This is a genomic window from Aphanothece stagnina RSMan2012, from assembly GCF_046764815.1.
GTDB lineage: Bacteria > Cyanobacteriota > Cyanobacteriia > PCC-6307 > Cyanobiaceae > NIES-981.
Genome location: NZ_JBKOUC010000011.1, coordinates 20,906 through 40,669 on the forward strand (window position 1 = coordinate 20,906; position 19,764 = coordinate 40,669).

13 protein-coding genes and 1 pseudogene are annotated in these 19,764 nt (G+C 64.7%); 2 read left to right on the plus strand and 12 right to left on the minus strand.

The features are described 5' to 3' along the window. Nucleotides 1-43: 43 nt before the first annotated feature. The 4 genes and pseudogenes from ACLNEE_RS08820 to ACLNEE_RS08835 form a co-directional block, all read right to left on the minus strand. A complete protein-coding gene (locus ACLNEE_RS08820; protein WP_425625015.1) occupies nucleotides 44-532 on the minus strand; it encodes a nitrate reductase associated protein in 489 nt (162 codons plus the stop codon). Nucleotides 533-959: 427 nt separating this feature from the next. Beyond that, a pseudogene (locus ACLNEE_RS08825) lies at nucleotides 960-1,334 on the minus strand (group I truncated hemoglobin). Between the two features lie 258 nt (nucleotides 1,335-1,592). Next, entirely contained in the window at nucleotides 1,593-2,093 is a 501-nt protein-coding gene (locus ACLNEE_RS08830; RefSeq protein ID WP_411421439.1) for a VOC family protein, read from the minus strand. A gap of 647 nt (nucleotides 2,094-2,740) precedes the next feature. Continuing rightward, nucleotides 2,741-4,021, minus strand: coding sequence for an MFS transporter (locus ACLNEE_RS08835; protein WP_412007002.1), 1,281 nt, complete (start codon nucleotides 4,019-4,021; stop codon nucleotides 2,741-2,743). Nucleotides 4,022-4,136: 115 nt separating this feature from the next. On the opposite strand from ACLNEE_RS08835, the gene ACLNEE_RS08840 reads away from it, so the two are divergent. Then, the gene (locus ACLNEE_RS08840) at nucleotides 4,137-5,171 is read left to right on the plus strand and encodes a methyltransferase (RefSeq protein WP_412007003.1); all 1,035 of its coding nucleotides are present in this window, start codon (nucleotides 4,137-4,139) and stop codon (nucleotides 5,169-5,171) included. On the opposite strand, the gene ACLNEE_RS08845 is transcribed toward ACLNEE_RS08840, so the two are convergent. Then, the gene (locus ACLNEE_RS08845; RefSeq protein ID WP_411421442.1) at nucleotides 5,150-6,697 is read right to left on the minus strand and encodes an amidase; all 1,548 of its coding nucleotides are present in this window, start codon (nucleotides 6,695-6,697) and stop codon (nucleotides 5,150-5,152) included. The two genes, ACLNEE_RS08840 and ACLNEE_RS08845, sit on opposite strands and share 22 nt — an antisense overlap. 855 nt (nucleotides 6,698-7,552) lie before the next feature. On the opposite strand from ACLNEE_RS08845, the gene ACLNEE_RS08850 reads away from it, so the two are divergent. Continuing rightward, nucleotides 7,553-7,831, plus strand: a complete 279-nt coding sequence (locus ACLNEE_RS08850) for a transposase (RefSeq protein ID WP_411421443.1) — start codon at nucleotides 7,553-7,555, stop codon at nucleotides 7,829-7,831. 185 nt (nucleotides 7,832-8,016) lie between these two features. On the opposite strand, the gene ACLNEE_RS08855 is transcribed toward ACLNEE_RS08850, so the two are convergent. The 7 genes from ACLNEE_RS08855 to ACLNEE_RS08885 all read right to left on the minus strand — a co-directional run bounded on the left by ACLNEE_RS08855 (nucleotide 8,017) and on the right by ACLNEE_RS08885 (nucleotide 19,695). After that, on the minus strand, nucleotides 8,017-8,412 hold the full coding sequence (locus ACLNEE_RS08855) for a nucleotidyltransferase domain-containing protein (protein WP_411421444.1): 396 nt from the start codon (nucleotides 8,410-8,412) through the stop codon (nucleotides 8,017-8,019). Nucleotides 8,413-8,453: 41 nt separating this feature from the next. Continuing rightward, on the minus strand, nucleotides 8,454-17,654 hold the full coding sequence (locus ACLNEE_RS08860; protein WP_411421445.1) for a Tc toxin subunit A-related protein: 9,201 nt from the start codon (nucleotides 17,652-17,654) through the stop codon (nucleotides 8,454-8,456). Nucleotides 17,655-17,728: 74 nt separating this feature from the next. After that, complete coding sequence (locus tag ACLNEE_RS08865) at nucleotides 17,729-18,136, minus strand: hypothetical protein (protein ID WP_411421446.1); 408 nt, start codon at nucleotides 18,134-18,136, stop codon at nucleotides 17,729-17,731. After that, complete coding sequence (locus tag ACLNEE_RS08870; RefSeq protein ID WP_411421447.1) at nucleotides 18,060-18,365, minus strand: hypothetical protein; 306 nt, start codon at nucleotides 18,363-18,365, stop codon at nucleotides 18,060-18,062. The genes ACLNEE_RS08865 and ACLNEE_RS08870 overlap by 77 nt, the downstream gene beginning before the upstream one ends. Nucleotides 18,366-18,380: 15 nt before the next feature. Continuing rightward, entirely contained in the window at nucleotides 18,381-18,602 is a 222-nt protein-coding gene (locus tag ACLNEE_RS08875) for a hypothetical protein (RefSeq protein WP_411421448.1), read from the minus strand. A gap of 125 nt (nucleotides 18,603-18,727) precedes the next feature. Then, entirely contained in the window at nucleotides 18,728-19,021 is a 294-nt protein-coding gene (locus tag ACLNEE_RS08880; protein ID WP_411421449.1) for a hypothetical protein, read from the minus strand. Nucleotides 19,022-19,119: 98 nt separating this feature from the next. Then, a complete protein-coding gene (locus tag ACLNEE_RS08885; RefSeq protein WP_411421450.1) occupies nucleotides 19,120-19,695 on the minus strand; it encodes a hypothetical protein in 576 nt (191 codons plus the stop codon). Nucleotides 19,696-19,764: the final 69 nt, after the last annotated feature.

A 19,764-nucleotide genomic window follows, 5' to 3' on the forward strand; every position in this document is an offset into this window, starting at 1 on the left:
TGGCGGCCCGGCCAGCTGCGGCCGGCGTCATCTTTCCTTGCAGTCACCGCTCCAGCAGACCGAACTCGGCCAGGGCCCGCGGCAGGTTGCGGTGTTCGTGGCCGGGATGGCTCAGCTTCATCAGCGCAAAGCGCTGCAGCTCGTTGAGCCCAGCCCAGCTTCCGGGGCGCATGGCCAGGCCCAGCTGGGTGCAGGAGGCGGCCAGGGGTTCCGGCAGCCGCTCGCCCTGCTGCCAGGGTTCGGCTGTGGGGCGCGGCAGCTCTCGGGCCCGGCCTGCGCTCAGAGTTTCCGTGCGGCTGAGCAGGTACCGCCGCAGCGCTTCGATCGCTGTGGGGTCGTCGGACCAGGCCAGCAGCTCGGCCCGTTCGGTGGCGTTGAGCTCGCTCCAGTGCTGCAGCTTGAGCTTCACGCCAGCCAGATCCAGCTTGCGCCGTACGGCCATGGGAATGCAGCGCAGCTCGGCCGTGAAGTCGGCCTCGAAGCCGAAGCAGGTGCTGGCGTGTGAGGGGCTCAGAGGAGCGACTGCAGGGATCTGCCCCCAGTCTGGCGGCGGGTGGCCCCATAGACGGGCCTGAGATCGGGAGTCATCACCACTGGTTTAGGGCAGGCGGACTTGGCGAATCCCAGGCAGCGCAGGGCGGCCAGGCAGAGCAGGGCGGCCCCCCGCGATCCCAGCCCCGATGGCCACCTCTGGCTGAGCATGAGCTTGGCGATGGACGGCTCTGCCCCCTTCGCTGGCGCTGGCGTCCCGTCCTGTTGCGATGGGGACCTCAACCTGTCCAACGCTGCCCCTGAAATCCAGGAAGCGGGCATTCAGTGCAGTCGAGAGGGAATGGTGGACTGTTGACCCCAGGGGGTGTGTTCGACGTGTCGCTTCCAGGCCGGAAAAAGCCCATGAACGGAATGCACTTGCGCTTGAGGGGGGCCCTGAGCGCGGCCTGTCCACAACAGGGGATTGATCAGCGATTGAGAACGTCATTTCGATGCCCCAGACAGCCTACGACTTGAACTACTTCGTCAATCAAGGGCTGGGGAACCTCCAGCTCAACCAATGAAGCAACCAAGTTCTCTGCGATCGCATCAAAATGATGGTCTGTTAAGCCCAGCTCAGAAACCAGCTCCTTATGGGCGTCCCTCATGGGGCGACCATCCCAATGTGGAGCGCCGCCAAATGCGTAGGTCATGAAACTCTTCTGATGACGCTTCTGTTGCTACATATCTAAATGAGCGAAGAAGTGTTGAACTCGCTCATCTGCCAAGACCTTCTCGTAGAACTTCTCTACGGCCAGGTCAACAGAGGCCGCTCCGCCGAGCTTGTCGTAAAGGCTGGTCATGGGATGCTGTCCCGGTCAGATAATGGCTTTAAATGTGACATGATGCGGACCAGAAGAGGTAGACTTCTTTAGTGTCTTAATGATGATGATTTACGTTGAGGAGCTCGAAGCCAGTGAGGCTGGGCAGTTGGCTCTATTGGGTCAAGTCAAGGGTGTTGTCTGGTGCCGCAGATCAGAGTTGCGTAAGAAGTCTCTAGGCCGAAAGGAGTCTGAGGTCCCCATCTTATGCTTCTGCTTGTTAGCCCCCTTCCCCTTGTCTCAGAAGTTGCCCGACTTCAGATTCCGCCGAAGGTCATGTCCTGCTTGGGTGGAGCCAACAATCTCGGTGGCGACGCCGATAACTCGACGTGTGTCAAAGTATCCGACACGTAAGATGGGCAACCGAAAGCTTTGAATCAGGGGATATCCCGAGGACACAAGGTGAGCGGCTGCGGCGTCATAGTCCTCATCGTCTAGCCAGTACGCCACGTGCTGAACGGCGTCTCCATGTCGTTCAAGTGACTCTCGGTAGATGCTGTCTCCCGAGACCGGCTGGATCAGCTCGATCTGGGTATCTCCTGCGTAGGCGATATGAAGGTTGCAAACCCAATTGCCGGGCTTCCCGAGATAGGTGCCTTCGGTATCCTTTGCGGCAAGTTTGTCCATGTGCATGAAGCGGCTGCAACCCATCGTTTCATGGAAGAAATTCTCGGCAGCCTCTAGGTCTCGGACAACCCAGGCGACTTGGCAGAATGCTGGAGCGAGAATTGGCTTGGTCATGCTTGGAAACCAATGATTGGTACAAATGCCAAGTTTGGCTGACGCTCAAGATCAGCGGCTAGCAGTGGCTTCGTGCTGTGATCAGACATGTTTGGGAATTTCCACCGCATTTTGAGGTTGGCCAGCCTTCATGCTAGTGAGGCAGCATCGGCGGACTGGCTCAGGCGAGTACTTGAGCGCATGTCTATTGCTATCTGTCGAGATATTTGCTTGCTACTCGTCCACAAACGCTTGCCTGCCTCCGGGTGGTGCTTTGAAAGATCCCTCGCTATCCAACCAACAGCCGACTTCGCGAATCGCTCATCTCGGCGGATCAGAACAGCCGAGGACTGGGGCACTGGTTCATGCTAATCAGCTTCGGCGATTGCGGCTACGAAGCCGATGACGGAAGCACGAGCCTTCCAGAGTGTTGGTGACGTGCTCCACTGCACCGCAGCCGAGGCGCCCACAAGACCAGTCCCCTCTATTCCATTCAGAAATAGGACCCTGCTCAAGCAACGACCCCTCGAAGGCGAAGTGGGATGAGAGGGCCGGATTGGGCGCCGCGGCCACGGGCTCCACGATCGCGGAGACGGCCTCGTTGGTCTCGTCGCCTTGGCCGCGCAGGTCGATTGCCCTGGGGTCGTGGGTCACCATGGGATCGGGTCTCATGGATTGGCTCCCCCGGGCGGCCGCTGGGGCCGCCAGATCGTCAGGGCCGCCAGCAGCGCCGTGGCGCCGCAGACCAGGGCGAACAGGAATGGCGCCGCCGGACCGGAGGACGTGAGCTCACCGCCGAGAAACGACACGATGGCGGCCGCCAGGGTGAACACCGCGGTGGAGAAGCCCATCACCCAGCCCTGCTCCTCGGCCGAGGCGGAGCGGGAGTAGGCCGCCAGCAGGGTGGGATAGCCGATGCCGTGCAGGGCACCGGCAGGCAGCAGCAGCGCCAGGGCCAGTGGACCCGACGGCACCGCCACGAAGGCGGCGATCACCCCGCAGAGCAGCAGCGCCACCCAGCCCAGCAGGGCGCGTGACGACAGGCGGGCATTGAGCGGCTCCACCAGCAGGCCGCTGGCCAGGGCGAGGCCGGTGCCGAGCAGGAACATGGCCAGGCTGGTGGCCTGGGTGCCGTAGCCGAACCGGGCCGTGAGGCTGGCGGCGGCGAACACATAGAACCCCATGAAGCACAGCATGTAGGGGAAGTACACGGCGGTGACCCGGAGCACGGCGCGCCGCTCCAGGCCGCGGGCCAGCAGCCGCCACACCTCCAGCGGGCTGAGCCGCAGCGGCACCAGGGCCTGGTTGGCGTCGCGGAAGCTGAGGGCGATGAACACCAGCGCCAGGACGCAGAGCCCTCCGCCCACCACGAACGGCAGGGTGGGGGAGGCCCAGGGCCCCAGGAGTGCCGGATCGGAGAACACGCCGCCGATGATCGGGCCGATCACCAGGCCGCCGCTCACGCCCACGTTGGCCAGGCCGAGGTTTCGGGTGCTCTCCGCCTCGCTGCGGGCCAGGTCGATCATCGCCGCCGCCGCGATCGGCTGGGTGCCGGCCGTGAAGCCGGTAATGGCGCGGGACGCCACCAGCAAGCCGTAGCTCCGCAAGGGAATCGCGGCGGCAGCCAGGGCATAGCCGGCGAAGGCGCCAGCCAGGCAGATCAGGATGCCCCGCTTGCGGCCGATGCTGTCGGAGAGGCGGGCCACATAGATCGAGCCGAACAGCCAGGTGAGGAAGAAGGTGCCGATGGCTACGCTGTAGAGGAGCTCCGCCCGGGATCGGGAGGTGGCGTCCGGCAGGAAGCCCGAGCCGGCCTTGAGCAGCAGCGTGTCGAAGATCGGGAAGGCCAGCCCCTGCCCCATCACATCCACGAAGCACACCACCATCAGGGCGAGCAGGGCGAGCCTGAGGGAGCGACTGGACGGGCCGGAGATGGCAGCTCCGCTCATGTCGAGGTGGGGAGGTGGATCGTTCCCATCGTGCTCACGGCCTCGCCACGTGGATACGGTGAGCGGAAGCGCATGACCTGCGGCAGGCCTGGCGTCACATACCCCCCACGTGCCCGTGAGCGAACCTGATCCTTCGGCCATCTTGGCCATCGCCAGCGGCTATGGCGTGTCCAAGGCGTTGCTGTCGGCCGTGGGGCTGGGGCTGCACACGCGGCTGGCGGCCGGACCGATGACCTGCCAGCAGATTACGGCCGCCTTCGGGCTGCAGGTGAGACCAACCCGCGACTTCCTCGATCTGCTGGTGTCGGTGGACATGCTGGCCCGCGAGGGCGACGGCCCGGAGGCGCTGTACGGCAACACGCCGGCCACCGCGCGCTTTCTGGATCGCGGTCAGCCGGAGTACATCGGCGGGCTGGCGGAGATCTGGGAGCTGCGCGACTACCGCTTCTGGGCCGACCTCACCGAAGCCCTGCGCAGCGGCCAGCCGCAGAACGAGGCGAAGCATGCCGGCACGCCGTTCTTCGAGGCGATGTATCGGGAGCGGGAGCGGCTGGAGGCCTTCATGAACGCCATGAACGGCTCCTCGCTCCGCAACTTCCAGGCCCTGGCGAAGGCGTTCCCCTTCGGCTCCTACGCCACGCTCACCGACATCGGCGGAGCCGATGCGCTGCTGTGCCGCGAGGTGGCCGCCGTGCACCCCGGCATCCACTGCGTGAGCTTCGATCTGCCGCCCGTCACGCCGATTGCCGATCGCCGCATCGCCTCGGCCGGCCTGGGGGAGCGGATCCAAGCCGTGTCCGGTGATTTCTTCGCAGATCCCTGGCCGCCGGCGCAGCTGATCACGATGGGGATGATTCTCCACGACTGGAACCTGGAGCGGAAACAGACCCTGATCCGCAAGGCCTACGACGCGTTGCCGGAAGGGGGGGCGCTGATCGCGATCGAGGCCTTCATCGACGACGCCCGCCGCCACAACACCTTTGGGCTGTTCATGTCGCTGATGATGCTGATCGAGTTCGGCGACGCCTTCGATTTCACCGCGGCCCAGTTCTGCCAGTGGTGCTCCGCCGCCGGCTTCAGCCGCTTCGAGACCATCCCGCTGGACGGGCCGTCCAGCGCCGTGGTGGCCTACAAGGATCCCCGCTGCTGAGGCGTTCCAGCCCCCAGCGTGGGGAGGAAGCTGGGCGGCCGCCGGTGCCGGGTGGCCTGCTCGAAGGCATGGGCATAGCCCAGCAGCTTCCCTTCCTGCCAGGCGCCGGCAAAGAACGACAGACCCACCGGCAGGCCTTGCACGTAGCCGGCGGGCACCGTGATGTGGGGATAGCCCGCCACCGCGGGAGGGGTGGAGCAGCCGCCGGGAAGGATGTGGTCGCCGACCAGCGGGTCGATCACGAAGGGAGGCGAGCCCTCGGTGGGGGCGATGATCGCGTCGAGCTGGTGCTCGCGCAGGGCCCTGTCGATGCCGCCTGCGCGGCTCAGCCGCCTCAGCTCCGCCATCACCTGTTGGCAGGCGGGGTCGTGCAGATCGCCCCGGGTCTGAGCCTGCTCCAGGAACTCCTGCTGGAAATAGGGCATCACCGCGGCGGCATGGTCGCGGTTGAAGCGGATCAGCTCCTCCAACGAGCGCACCGGCGCCAGCGGATGGCTCTGCAGGTAGCGGTTGACGCTGTGCTTGAGGCCGTAGCGGAACAGCTCCAGCTCCAGGTCGCCGAAGAAGGGCAGCGCACTGGCGCGAACCGGATCCACGATCACCGCCCCCAGCTGCCTGAGCTGCGCGATCGCCTGCTCGATCACCGCATCGGTGCCCTCATGCTGCCCAAAGCATTCCCGCGCCACGCCCAGGCGGGCCCCCTGCAGGGCGGCCGGATCCAGGAAGACGCGGTAGTCGGCAGCCGCCCGGCGGGCTCCTTCGGCGGTGATCGGATCGCCGGGATCATGGCCGGTGAGCACGTTGAGCAGCGCGGCCACGTCGGCGACGCTGCGCGCCATGGGGCCGGCGGTGTCCTGTGGATCGGCCACCCCGATCACGCCGGTGCGGCTGATCAGGCCCACGGTGGGCTTGAGGCCCACGATGCTGTTGCTGGAGGCTGGCCGCACGATCGAGCCATCCACCTCGGCGCCGATGGCCGCCACGCAGAGACCCGCCGCCACCGCCACCGCCGAACCCGAACTGGAGCCGAGCGGACTGCGGTCCAGCACATAGGGGTTGCGCACCTGGCCACCGCGGCTGCTCCAGCCGCTGCAGGCCCGGGTGGAGCGCATGTAGCCCCACTCGCTCATGTTGGTCTTGCCGAGCAGCACGGCTCCTGCCTGCCGCAGCCGCTCCACCACGAAGGCGTCGCGGCGGGCGATGTTGCCCACCAGCGCCAGGGATCCGGCGGTGGTCATCATCCGGTCGGCGGTGTCGAGGCTGTCCTTCACCAGAACCGGAATCCCATGCAGGGCGCCGCGGGGACCGCTCTGCCGCCGCTCCCGGTCGAGCGCCTCGGCGATTGCCGGGGCGTCGGGGTTGATTTCGATCACCGAGCGCAGCGTGGGGCCGGCCCGATCGAGGCTGGCGATGCGATGCAACGCTGCTTCACAGAGGCTTGTGGCGCTGCATTCCTGCCGCGCCATCGCTTTGTGGAGTTGAGCGATCGAGCCATCTTGCGCATCGTTTCGGATGGCATCGTCCATCTCTGTCTCTCCATCTGGTGCAATCCATCACAAGCCTATGGGGCTGTTGCACTGGCAGCTGATTGCTCCCCGTTCATCGGTCCGGGCTGAGGGTTCCATAGGACTTGTCAGCCCATTTGGATCCCGGACGTGTCTACCGAAAGGACTGGGTCCTCAGCCCCCCTCACATCCTTCTAACGCTCAGCATCAGCGGCGGCGCCGAGCGACGTCCGCTGGATGCTGTTGTTCGGGGGCCCTGAAATGAAGTACGGATAAGTCCACTGCAGTAGAATGAAGAACCAAGCCTATGCCTGATAGTTCACGATCAGAAGAAGTTTCCGGATTCGTTGCTGGCCAACTGAGTTGCTTGATAGTGCAATACTTGAGTCGAGCCTAACACCACTTTCCTCTGGGGTCAATGATATGGCTCCCTCGTTCAAAGCCAGGGTTGGTGTGCCGGCTCCAGCGGCAATCTTGGCCGGCAATCGAAGTGAAAAGATGTTTAAGCGGACATCTTGACGGCCGATGATATGGGGAGGCCAGTTATGGACAAGCGTGACTAAGTCGCTTCTGGCTGAGGTTGGCCGATGCCAAACTTCAGGATGGTCGCGCCTAAGACCGAACGCGAGGAATAGCCCAGTCCGGCCTGTCTTGAGGATCATCTGTTCAGTCCAGTGCACCGATTTATCTGCACCGAAGATCGGAAACTGCTTCCGCCATCCCGGGCTGTGTAGTGGACGTGAAACACCACATCGGTGATGGTGGAATTATCGAATGTATGCAGGCTGGTGGGCAACTCCAGTGACGTGGCGACCAAGAATCGGACCACGGTGAATGAGAGTCCTCAGCCGACCAGACTAGGCCGGGGACTCGAGCATGAAACGCACCAGGCACACGGCGGAGCAGATCATCCGCAAGCTCAAGCCCGCCGAGCAGCTGATCGCCCAGTCCGAGACCGTCGCCGACGTTTGCCGCGTCATCGAAGTGACGCAGCCGACGTACCACCGTTGGCTTCAGCAGTACGGGGGAATGCAGGCCGAGGAGGCCAGGCGCCTGACCCAGCTTCAGAAGGAGAACGCCCTGCTCAAAAAGCTTCTGGCAAAAGCCGAGCTGGAGAAAGTGATGCTCAAGGATCTTGCCGAGAGAAACTTCTGAGCCCTGAACGTAGCCACAGGGCCGTTGTGGTCCTGAAGGAGCGTTACCGGGCCTCTCAACGACTGCCCTGCCGGGCGGTGGAACAGCACCGCAGCACACAGCGGCATTGCGGCAAGGTCATCGACCTGGAGGAGGCCAAGCTCAGGCCACGCCCGCCGCGGGGATAGACCGCGTCGGGTCTCGCCTCAGCAGCCCGGCCCCCGCGCCCTGGCACCCTGCAGGAGCGGCTCGTTCCGCGGCGATTTCAGGAAAAGCGGCCGCGCGCTAGCCATCACGCTCGACAGGAAGGAATATGGCTTGGCGAGGTGGTGGCGCACCTCCTCGTCGGTGAAGACGACGAGGTCGACCCGCGGATAGCTGCCGAGGAACACCTCCTTGAACTCGGTGCCCCGCGCGCCCCGCCGGTCCCGGCTCGGCATGCGGATCAGAAGGTCCAGATCGCTCAACGCGCCAGCCATGTCTTTGGCTGACGAGCCGAAGAGGAAAATCGCCGGTGGATCGTAAAATTCCCTCAGAACGCGAACCGCGCTTGTCATTGCAAGGGCGCGCTCCGGAGTCAGGCTGCGGGCGACCTCTGCCACGGTATCTAATGGCCCGGTCGTAGTTTGTAGGTCCTGTTCCATCACGGCAGCTCTGCGTCGTAGAAGATGACGGCGTGCAGCCCTGACAGATCAGCCTTGGTCAAGGAGCGGTTGTCCGTGGCAGACGACCTGCGCAGCTTCAGCGTGAAGTCGCTTAGTGGCACACCCGCCGCGAAGATGCCCGCGGTATCGCCCGAGATGCGTCCGCCCAGGTCGCCGTCCGGCGTCATCATGACGGTTGCGACGATGCCACCCGGCGCCGTGATCTCGGCGGTCAGGTCACTGACTGCGTTCACCGCTGAGAGGAGGATAGACGTCACCTTAAGGTCGCGGACCCTGTCGAGATAGGGCAAGTGCTCCTTGGTGAAGGCAAAGGTCATCGCCTGGTCCAGCCCCGCGGCGGGGGCTGAGACGAGAACCTCCCACGCCGCGGCGAAGGTCTGGTCGAGTCGCAGGATCCTGGCGCTCTGCGCTACCGGGCGCTGCGAGGCGACCGCGCGCGCCGCCTCGGCCAGCGTCTCGCCGCCTTCCATTGCGGTATAGCGGAGGTGCAGCACAACGTCTGAAACCGAATCGATCGCGAAGGCGTTGGTGTCGGCCGGCAGGTCGATTCGCCAGCGGCCCACGGCCCCTGCGCCCTCGAAGGGCAGGTAGCGGTCGTCTTCGAGATCGAGCTGGAAGAGCCCAGGGTCGTTGATCGCCTTCGAGGTTACAATGGCATTGGTCACCGCCCAGTTGTCGGCGAAGCGTTCGTCATCGGCCATCGAGGTGCGCGGATAGCCCGGCGCGAGGTTGGTGTTGAGGCGTGTCTCGTCGCGTAGTAGCGTCAGTTTGCAATTGACCGAGGTGTAAGGGCCCGCGACTGTTGGGATGGAGATCGCGACCGACTTGATGCGCCGCTTGTAGTGGCCAGGATAGTCGCAGTCGAAGATCAGCTCGGGCACCTCAATCTCGCAGGCGCCTGTCGCACGGAGGGTCAGCAGGGCCTCCGCATCCAGAAGCGCCACAGAGACGTCCTTCTGGATCTCGTAGAGCCGCTGGTTGCGGTCGATGTAGGCCGCCTCGAGCCGTCTGAGGTCCTGACTCAGCTTCTCGCCCGACATCAGGCCCTTGCGCAAGCTGTCCCAGTAGCCGAACTTGATGTAGTTCATGCCGATCAGCCCTACCTCGCGTTCGGCGCAGGCCGCGGCGGCGAGCGCCATGTCGAAGGCGGTCTGGTAAGTCTGGAAATAGACCGTTGAAAGCTGCGCGATCAGCCAGTCGTAAAGCTCCTTGTTGGTGTAGCGCGACCGCAGGAAACCCAGCGTCGCCTCGGCGTTCTCGGAATGCAGCTTCTCGACATCGGCCTCCCGCTCGGCGATCTGCTTGAGAATCTCAGCCTTGGCCTCCTGCTTCTCGATCTCGACGATCTCCTGTTCCGCAAGCGTAAGCTGATGTTCGTACTCCTTGTGACGGTCGAAGAAGTACTGGATCTTGAAGCTCAGTTCGGCACCCTTGTCAGCCAGATCGGCCAGCACCTTGAAGCCGTCGGACAGCGTCTTGGTGCTGTCGCCCGCCTGCTTGCCGCCGACCTTGACCGTGGCATGCGGGCTGCCGCCCACGCCAGAGGCGCCGCCCTGGACTTCGGGTATCCAGTACAGCCCGCCGCTCGCGGCCTTCAGCGCGAAGGAGATGCCGCTCAGAACGAAGCTCGTGCTCTTCAGGCCGAGGCCAATCCCTTCCAATACACCCACCGGTGTTTCGGTCTTCTTCTTGTAGAATGTTTCGCGCAGTCCGACGAGTTTCTTGGCTTCCTTCAGCCGGTCCAACTCGGCCTCGGCCTCATCGATCCGGAGCGCCGCGATGTCTTCGCGAAGCGCGTGGATTTCGGCCACGTGGCTTTCACGTAGCTCTGCCAGCGCCGCCTCGTCCTTGCGTTCAAGTGCGGAAAGCAGGGCTGCACCCAAGCGCTCGACTTGGGTGGCGAAGTTGTATGCGCGCTGGAGGATGAAGCGGAAGCGATATTTCGGCATCGCCGAGGCCGCTCCGCCCGCCAGCGTCGAGAGGTCGATGCCCGCGGCCGCCGCGCGCACCAGCATCGCCGGGTCGATCGGCGGCGCGAAAAGTGGGAGGGGCCGGGCGACACCCTCGATGTCGCGGCAATGGCGAAGGTTGAAGAGGTTGCGCTCCACTCGGTCCCAGTAGCCAAGGAGCTTGTCGTTTCCGGGGATGCAGAAATAGAAGATCGTGGTCGGGGGCAGCGGTTCGGACCCGCCGGGGCCACCGGGGGGCGGAGGCGGCAGCAGGTTCTCGACCTCGGACAGGAGGTTGCCGAACGCGTCGAGATCTGTCTCGACCTCGCGAAAGCTTTTCGCCGCGGTGCGCCTCTCAACCGCAACCGTCTCGGGTCGCCGTCCCAGCAGGTCCTGCGCCCGCACATAGTATTGCGTGGCAAGGTTGAGGCTCTCGGGGGTGAAGCGACGAAATTCCTTGTCGCCCCAGTCCAGTAGGGCGCCGATATAAGCCATCAACACAGCACGCTGATAGGCGACGGGCCGCAGCCGGGCGAGCATGTGGGGATCGAAAGGGTCGTTGCGCCATTGCTCAACTTGCGCTATGTGGGTTGCAGACCCGCCGTTGACGAGCTCCAGTAGGCGCTCGATCCGGCTGCCTTTATAGGCTGCAGAGCTCATCTGGTAAAAGGGCTTCGTGATCCAGAAACGCTGCGGTGCGAGATCGCTGCCGGCATTGGTCGGATTGAAGATGTAGCGCAGGAAGTTCAGCGCCTCGTCAAACCGCTGGTTCTCAGACAGCCGGTTCGCGATCAGGAATGGCGCGTGAAATAGTACCTCCCAGTTGTAAAGCGAATAGGTGCCCGAGAACCCGAAATCCACGATGTCGTTCGCATGGTCGGCAGTGACCAGTCGTTCGGGGGCGTAATCGGCGAAGGCGAAGGTCGAAGGGGGCGAAAGCTGGGTCGAGCGCCTGAAGAATCCGCGCAGCCCGCCTGTAGCCAGTTCGTCGAGGAAGAAGCCGGTGAACGGGTGGTAATTGCGGTCGAAGGTGTATTTAACCCTGTAGTCGGAAACCCCCGACAGCGACGGCTCCTCGGTCGTAAAGGAATGATCCACGCGCCATTCCTTCGTGGGCCGCACGAAAAAGCTGCGCTCTCGGTCGGTGTAGAAGAAGGGCCGGGTGGAATCGAACTGAGCCCGCTGCGACGACGTGACAATGCCGAACGGCGCGGGCGCATTGTCGAGGAGCTTGCCACTGTCCAGCCGCAGGGCCGGGCCGGTCGAGGGAAGCACGTGAAGGTTGGAGGCGTTGTCCGACTGGTTCTGGATCGTCTGGCCGACATATTTCATGTCGGTCGGCATGGTCAGGTCGGTGAGCGGACTTGTGAGCTCCTTCATCTCGGCGGCCTCGGCCCCGTACTCGCCATTTAAGATGCGGGTCAGGAATCCGGCGCGATTGGTCATCTGGATCTCGTCCACATCACGCTTGAAAACGAAGCGCGCGATATGGAAAGGTCGCGTGTCCTCGTTATGCGGGATCGGGATGGGGATCGGAAGGAAGAGTGGTGTGACGTCGACCCAGTCCCGTGGCCAGCGGTGAGTTCCGAGGCCTTCGAGATAGGTTAGGGGCAAGTAGTCGTTGAATTCCGGTGAGGTCGAGACAAAGATGTTGATCGCCAGCCGGTCGCCGGCATAGGCCGCGGTGCGCAGGTGGAAGCTGCGCTTGGGCCGGTATTGCGGGTAGAACCACTTGCGTTCGCCCATCTGCGCGGGCTGCCATATACCTTGCCGCCGGACCGACCAGCACAGCTGGATTTCCCACATGTTGATCGTGTCGGGCGGCGGATCGCTCGACGCCGTCGAAGGCGGCATGAGCTGGGTCGGGTCGTCCTTCTTGGTGAAGAACAGCCAGAAGAGGTGCAGCTTGCGGTTGATGAAGCCGAAGATCGGGATGCCGCCGATCTCGATGTCGAGCTTCTCCCACGGGGTCCAGTAGGCCGAGGCAGCGTTGTTGGGAAAGACCCGCTGGCGGTAGTAGTAGGTCTGAGGCTGGCCCTTCGTACGGGCAAGCGTGTGGATAAGGCGGTCGCGCCCAGTCGATTCCTCGTGCAAGGCAACGACGTCCATGTTCGCGATGCCGTCGAGCGTCTCGAGGTATTGCTCCATTGCGATCTCGGCGTTCTCCTCGGTCATCTCCATCTGCGACAGCTTTTGTTCGAGCTGCAGAAGCGCAGGGGATTTCATCCGGTTCAGCTCGGGCCGGATCACGTTTTCCGGCCAGAGGAAGACCTTCCGCGCGGCTTCCCAGAGGCGATAGGCATACATCCAGTCCCAATCGTTCCAGCCATCGTCGGCATCGCCATCGGCGAGCACAGCGGGTTCGAGGTTCATCAGGCAGCGCTGCACGAAAAGCTGTACCGAACCCGTGGCTTGCACCAGCCGCGAGGTCTTGCGGCAGGCGGTCATTTCGGGGTCGATCAGGAAATGCGCGAACAGGGCGTTCGCGTCGGGCCAGGACGGCCCGGCTGAGGCGGGACGGGTCGTCAGGTAGGTGATGAGCGCCACGCGCTTGGCCTCGCGAAGGCGGTCCTGCAGCGGCGGCGCGTTCTTCAGCCATTCGTCGAGGGAATTGCGCGCCTTGGCGGCAAGCTTGATTCCCTGTGCCACGGCCGGGGTCACGGCAGGCTGTGCCCAAGCGGTGAGCTGCGCCGGAGTCACGCCGGCGAGCTTGATCACCTCTAGCGCGGTCAGGAGCCGCTCGTAGGCGCCGACCGTGTGGAAATCGCCGGGATTGGATAGCGCAAGCTCGACGATGGCGCCCGACACGGTCTCGGGTGCGCGCCGGGTCCAGAGGGCGAGGTCTTCGGCCAGTTGCGTGGCGCCGTAACCCGCGCTTCCGACCTGGCCGAGGATGTCGGGCAGCGAAAGGGCGTCGGTGTCCGGGAAGGAGTTCATGACCTGCGTCCAGCGCAGCAGCGTCAGCCACTCCGCGAAGGCGGCGGGACCGTCGCCCGCCTTGACGGGGAGCGCGGTCAGCTGTGGCAACCCGAAGCTCCCTTCGTTGCTGACGAACCACCTCAGCCGTGCATCGCTCCACCCGAGCGCGTCCTTGATGAAGGCGAGCTTGTCCACGAGCTGCGCCGCCTCGAAGATATCGGGCATGTCGGTGCTGTCGGCGGCCAGGAGGTAGGCGCTGTCATCAGCGGTGCGCGTGAGGAAGTCGCTCTCGGCCAGGATTAGCGCGGCGAGGCTGTCGAGCCCGCTTCGCTGCATGGTCCAGCTCAGGAAATCGGCCGCCTCGGCCTCGGCCCCGTTCTGGCCTGCCACGGCGGCGGTGATCGCTGTGCGGGCAAGCGCGTTGTAGACCGCCTGCAACGCGATCAGCCTGCGCGCATCGACCGCCGCATCGCGGCCGGCGGGCGGTCCGCCATAAGGCGCGAAGGCGGCGATGGCCGCGGCCATCGGCATCAGCGCGCCGAAATGGCTGGTTATGAAGGCGTTTCGGTTGGCGAGCGAGTCGGCATAGCTGTCGTCGATAATCGCGATGGCGGTTGCGCGGATCGCTGCATCCTCGAAGCCCGCAACCCCAGGCAATTGCCGCTCGAGCGCGGCGGCGCGCTCCTCCGCGGGCGCGATGGTCTCGGCCCGAAGGTCAGCAAGTGCGGTGCGGATTTCCTCGACATTGGCCGAGATCACGCTGTCCCCAGCGCCGAAGGCGGACTCGGGCCAGAAGGTCGTGGCGTGGCGCGATTCCCCGATGGCAAGACCGCTCGCCGAGTGACGGCTGAACATCGTCAGGAAATCGGTCAGGGTCTGTACCGTCTGGAAGGGATCGACCCGCCCGCCCGCATTCAGCGGCGCCCCGGCAAGGCGGGCGAAGTCCAGCAGCTCGGACACCCGCAGCCGAAGGGCCTTGGCCAGCCTCGCGAAGCGGTAGAGCTGAGAGATGGCGCCAAGCGACGCGCGGTCGCCCGCGACGGGAAGGGCGATGACGGGATCGGCGGCCCTGGGGACGAGAAGCGCGAAATCGGCGGCGGTGATGGCGATGCTGGCCGAGAGGATCGCCGCCTTGTCGCCGATCAGCGCGGGCGGCAACGCGGCGGTCACGGCGGCGATGGAGAGGTGGGGATCGGGCGGGTTCTGCACCGCGGGATCCTCGAAGAGGTCGGTGTAAAGCGACCGTCCGTCCCCCGTCAGCCAGCCGCGCACCCGAGTGTCGAGCGGCGCGATCAGCGCAAGCGCCTCCTGCACGGAAAGCCGCCAGGCGTCGCGGATCTTCTGCAGCCGCATCAGTCCGACCAGCGTCGCGTCGTTGAGCACGCCGCCCATCGCCATGATCGCGCGGTCGAGCTCCCACATCTTCCAGCCAAGATGGCGCCAGAGACGGATGAAGCGGTTCATCCGGTCGAGCCGCTCGACCGAAAGCCGCGTGACCCGGCGGTCGATCAGGTCGCATTCGAACTCCGGCTGGAAGGTCGAACGCGGTGCGATGCCGTTCACGAATTCGACTTCCAGGAGCTCCGCCAGATCGGTGTAAGAGATGTCCGCACGCGCCATCAGCATCTGGGCCGGGGCGCTGGGGATCATCTCGCCGGGTGCGCTGTAGCCCCAGAACGTGGCCTGGGCGCCGGGGGCCTCGGAGGTGATGATGTTGCTCTGCGCCTTAGCGATGCCGAAGAAAGCCGCGGCGATGTCGCGCTCGGAGGGCAGGCTGATGCTCTGCATGCGGAACGCCTCCATCACCCCGGCCCTGGTCAGGCGCAGATGAGCGAGATAGGTCCGCGCCTCTGTGTCGCTCAGGTCGAAGGGCAGACCGGGCGCGTGCGATGCCCCCGCTAGCAGGGCATAGGCGTCATCGTTGACATGCTCGGGCTCGGCCATAAGCTCCTCGCTGCGCCAGGTCGACTGCCGCGCCGAGCCGGTGGGCGAGACGGCCTCTTCCAGCACCTCGTTCACCAGGTCGATGTAGGGCATCACCGTGTCGGTGTTCTGGCAGTTCAGCAGGATGTCGGGGATGTCACCCCGCCGGTCTTCCAGCACCGCCCGGGCGCTTGCGAAGCCACTGCCGCTCCTCGCCCTCCGTTCGCTGAGCCAGCGCAGCACGTCGGTCAGATAGGCCGCCGGGCCGTGCACGCTCTCGCACCATTCGCAGCTGCAACTGTCGAGGGAACCGAAAAGCGTCCGCAGCGAGGGGTCGTTCTCGATCTCGGCGATCAGGTCGTCGCCTTTCCACGCGCCACCCACCGCCGCGGGCGAAGCCTTGTCGAGATCGAGCCGGTATTCGAGGAAGCGGGCGATGAGATACCCATAGCTCGCCTTGGCGCGGTTGAAGGTCTGCCCGGCCTGCAGGTCGGTCATCCCCGCCTTGACCGCGTCGGCGATGAAGTTGCTGCGCCCGCGCTTGTGGATCAGGTGGGCCGAATCCTGCCCTGTGGCCAGCAGCGCCGCGGCCGCAGTGGCGTTCGGGGCAAGGCGCACGGCCCGCTGCGTGCGCTTGAGGTCGGCGACCGCCTCGTCCGACAGGTCCGAGACGATCTTGACCGTGTCGCGCAGCGTCCTGGCCAGCATCTCCTCCCCAAGCGCCGCATCGCGCCCGAGCCGCACCGCGTTGATGTTCAGCGTCCGCAGATTCATGTCAGGAACCTTCGACACGGCCGCGACCAGCTCTCCGGCGGCGGCGAGCTTCACGTCGTCGCGGTCGCGGATGCGGCCGATGGTTGCCATCGTGGGGTAATTGTCCTCGGCGCGCTCCATCAGCATCTGCGCGAAGGCGCCGACGCGATCCGCCTCGGTCTGGCCGTCGATATTGACCGGGATCACCGGCTTGCCCTCCGAGACGCCCTTTTCCAGGAAGGTCTTCCACTCCTGCAGCGACAGGGCGGCGGCTCGTCCGGGTTCCTCGGTCATCTCGTCGGGCAGGGCGGCCTTGGCGTATTCGATGAAGGGGATGTGGTTCTTTGACATCGCGCCGAAGGCGAAGGTGGCGCGCGCGTCCCTGAGCTTGGCGGCCGGGATCGCCTTGTTCATTTCCAGCGCCTCCCAGAGCAGGCCGCCCTCGTCCTGCACCTTCATCGCGTAGTCCACGAAAGTCGTGCGCTGGTTCTGGGTGAGGGAGGTGGCGCCCAACAGGTCGTTCATCGACTTCTTGCCTGCCCCGAACGGCGCGTCGGCCAGCACCGGCCCCCGACGTGCGCGCAGGATCTCGATCGCGGCGTCGACGGCCCCGGTCGTGTCGAAGGGCACAAGGTCCTTGTCGATTGCCTTCTGGAGGATCCGCCGCTGGGTCTGTTCGTCGAGGGTGACGATCCCGGCAAAGACCCGGCTCTCGAGGTCGTCAGCCGCGACCTGAGTCGGCGTCGCGGTCAGGGTGGAGCCGGGCAGAACAGCAGGTTCGCCCTGCGCGAGGAAGGCGAAGACCACTTCGGGGGCGATCTTCTGCGCCTTGCCGATGCGTTCGGCCATCGCGCGGCGGGACAGAATCTCGGGGTCGAGCTTGCGGTCCTGCGCGAGGTAGGTGATGTCGGTCTGGGTCGCGGTCTCGCGCAGCGACGCGATGGCCGCAGAACCGATGACCGGGCGGATATTCGCCTCGATCTCCTCGAAGGCGCTTTGGGCCGGGATCGGACGACCCGCGGCGTTGAGATTCAGTTCAACCTTCCCCGCGGCGTCGAAGACGAGGTCCGAGGCGATGGTCGTGCCGTCCTTCAGCGTGATCCGGGCAAGAATGTTGAGCGGGCCGGTGGCGGGATCGTGGGTCAGATCGGCCTCGTATCGGCCCTCCTGGTCCGTTTCGACCTCGACCAGTTTTTCCTCGGCCCGGAACGCGGCGCGGAAGATCGTCACCACCCCCTGTTCCGGGCGCCCCTTCTGCGAGATCACGCGCCCGAAGACGTGGACCGGTTCGGGCTGGCCCGTGTTGCCGTTCCGCCCGCCGCCGCCGCCGAAGAAAGGCGGCCGGCGGGTCGTGCCGCCGCCACCGGGCAGGCGCGTGCCGCCGCCGGAAACCCCACTATCTCGGCGGGGTGGCGCATCGCCGAGAAGGCCCCTTTCGGCCAGCTTCCGGTTGAGATGGTCCGCCGTCGCGTTGTCCACCTCGCCGGTCTGCTCGAGCCCGGCGGCCTTCTGCAGAACGGCGACGCGTTTCGCGGTACCGGTGCCGTAATAGCTCTTGCTCGTCTCGGTGTCGGGCAGGGACCCGCCGAGGGCCCTCAGCGCCGCGTGCAGGTTCGCTACAACGGCATTCTTCATCTTGCGCGAAATTGGGGGGACGATCTTTTCCATCTGAAAGTCCTTTCAATCAAGATCTGGGCCATCGGGCATCGCTAGTGCCCCCTGGCCGCGTTCACACCGGCCCCGCCCCCCTCGGAGAAGAGATAGGCGCAGATCGCGCTGCCGATGAGCGTCGGGCCCATCGCGACCCAGCCGATCGGGTGCGAGAAGGCGAGCCCGACCAGGAACGCGGTGGCCTCGAAACCTACGGCGAAGCCGACGGCGCCCGCCGCGAAGTACACGACCTTGCCCGTCGTGACGCAGGCCTTGTCCTCGGTCGCGGCATCGCGCAGCGCGGGGTAGCTGGGATAGACCCTGTAGGCGACGCTGAGCGGCCCGAGAACCCGTCTGGCCTTCGAAAAGGAGCTGACGGAACGGTTCGTCTTACCCCTGCCGATGGCGATGTTGCGAGTGGTCTGTTGCCAGCCGCTCGCCGCAGCCGGGGTTGGGGAGGCAGCCATAGGCTTCTGAGGTGGGGCACCAGGAGGACCCGGTGCATGTCCCGTTTATGGCAACAGCGGCCTGAAGTGTCAGGTAATGCAGGTGGCGCAGGGCCAGATCAGCCTGAAGATCCTGCAGCACCTTGACCAAAGACAGGGTCCAGCGCTGGTGGCCCGTGGCCTCGGCATGACCCTGGCAGAGCTGCAGGAAGGCGGGATCGGCCAGATCGGCGCGGATCGCGGCCACCATGGGCCCTTCATAGGCCTACAGCACGGTGGCTGGGTCAACGACCCTCAGAATCCCCTCCTGACGCAGCCGTTGCACCGCCTCGCTGAGGGCTGGATCCACGCCGATGGTATGGAGGCAAGCGCCGATGGGATCGAGGATCACCAGCTCGTCAAACCAGACGGCCGTCACCTTCAGCAAGGGAAGTTGCTGATTGGTGAAGGTGGCGTAGGAGTAGTAGTAGAGCCGGACGGGAGTCATAGCGCTCAGCAATCATCAGGTCAGGTCTCAATGGTCGTCGGCATGCCAGGGCAAATCTCAGAAAACCTCGATCCAGACCGGCTCAGCGAGTGCCTGAGCGTGGTGAATCTGGCCTGTTGTGATTGTTATGCTGTCTTCCGCCTGGAGGACGAAACCCATCCCTGCCCGGGAACCAGATACTGAAACTCGGGCGCGGGTAGTACTTCTTCCTGGAAGATGTCTGTGTTCAGCGCCGGGGACGTGCACTCGTCCGCGTCGCCGGCGGCTTGCAGGCCATGCTCCTTCTGGATTATGCCTACCAGCTTGCCTGTGGCGCCTGCGAAGGCCTGCCTCTCACGTTCCTGCTTCAGCGTTGAAGCCAGATCGCGCCGCGCTCCTTCGTTTTCCCGAAGTAGGAGGTCCTTATCGAGCAGAAACAACAGACCATCTTACGCATCCGCGACCGTTGGCCGCTGCATCTGCGGCTTCAACGGAAATACGATCTTGTTCATGTCGGGGCCTCCTTCGATCCGGGTCGTTACACGATTTCGTAGAGCTCGAGTTCTTGTTTGATCAGTGCTTGTCGTTCTGCAACGAGTGAGGCACGGAAGTCGGCCAAGGCGTCGCGGATGGATGGTGCTTGCTTCATGTCCTGTATGACGCTGCGGGCGTCATTGGCGAGTTGCTGGAATTTTTGGCCGATGAACAGCGCAACTTCGCCCTCGGTGGCGAGGATGGACTGCATCTGCAGAAGCAGAGCGTCCCAGTCCTTGGTGCTCACCGTGCCAGCTAGATGCCCGACGAGCGTTTCCGTCTCGCGCAGGGCGATGCGCAGGCTGCGGCAAAGGCGAAGCTCACGCTCGGCCTGCATCCACTCGTCGTAGTTCTCGAGCCGGGCGACTTCGCGCAGGAGGTCGTCGTCGGATTGCTGAAGTTGGATGTCACCCAGCCGGATGATCACCATGTTTAGCGTGGTGTCGATCAGGCGATAGGTTTCGTCCAGCGTCCGGCGCATCGTCTCGCGCTCGGCCTTGGGCAGGTTGACAATGGCCTTCAGGCCACCGGCGACTTTGCCGAGGGCGTCGATCAGGTCGGCGAATAGTTTGAGTTCCATGCTGCTTATCTCCAATAATCAACGCAGGGGCGCGCGGTAAACTCCCATTTGTTGCTAGGTGCTAGTGCG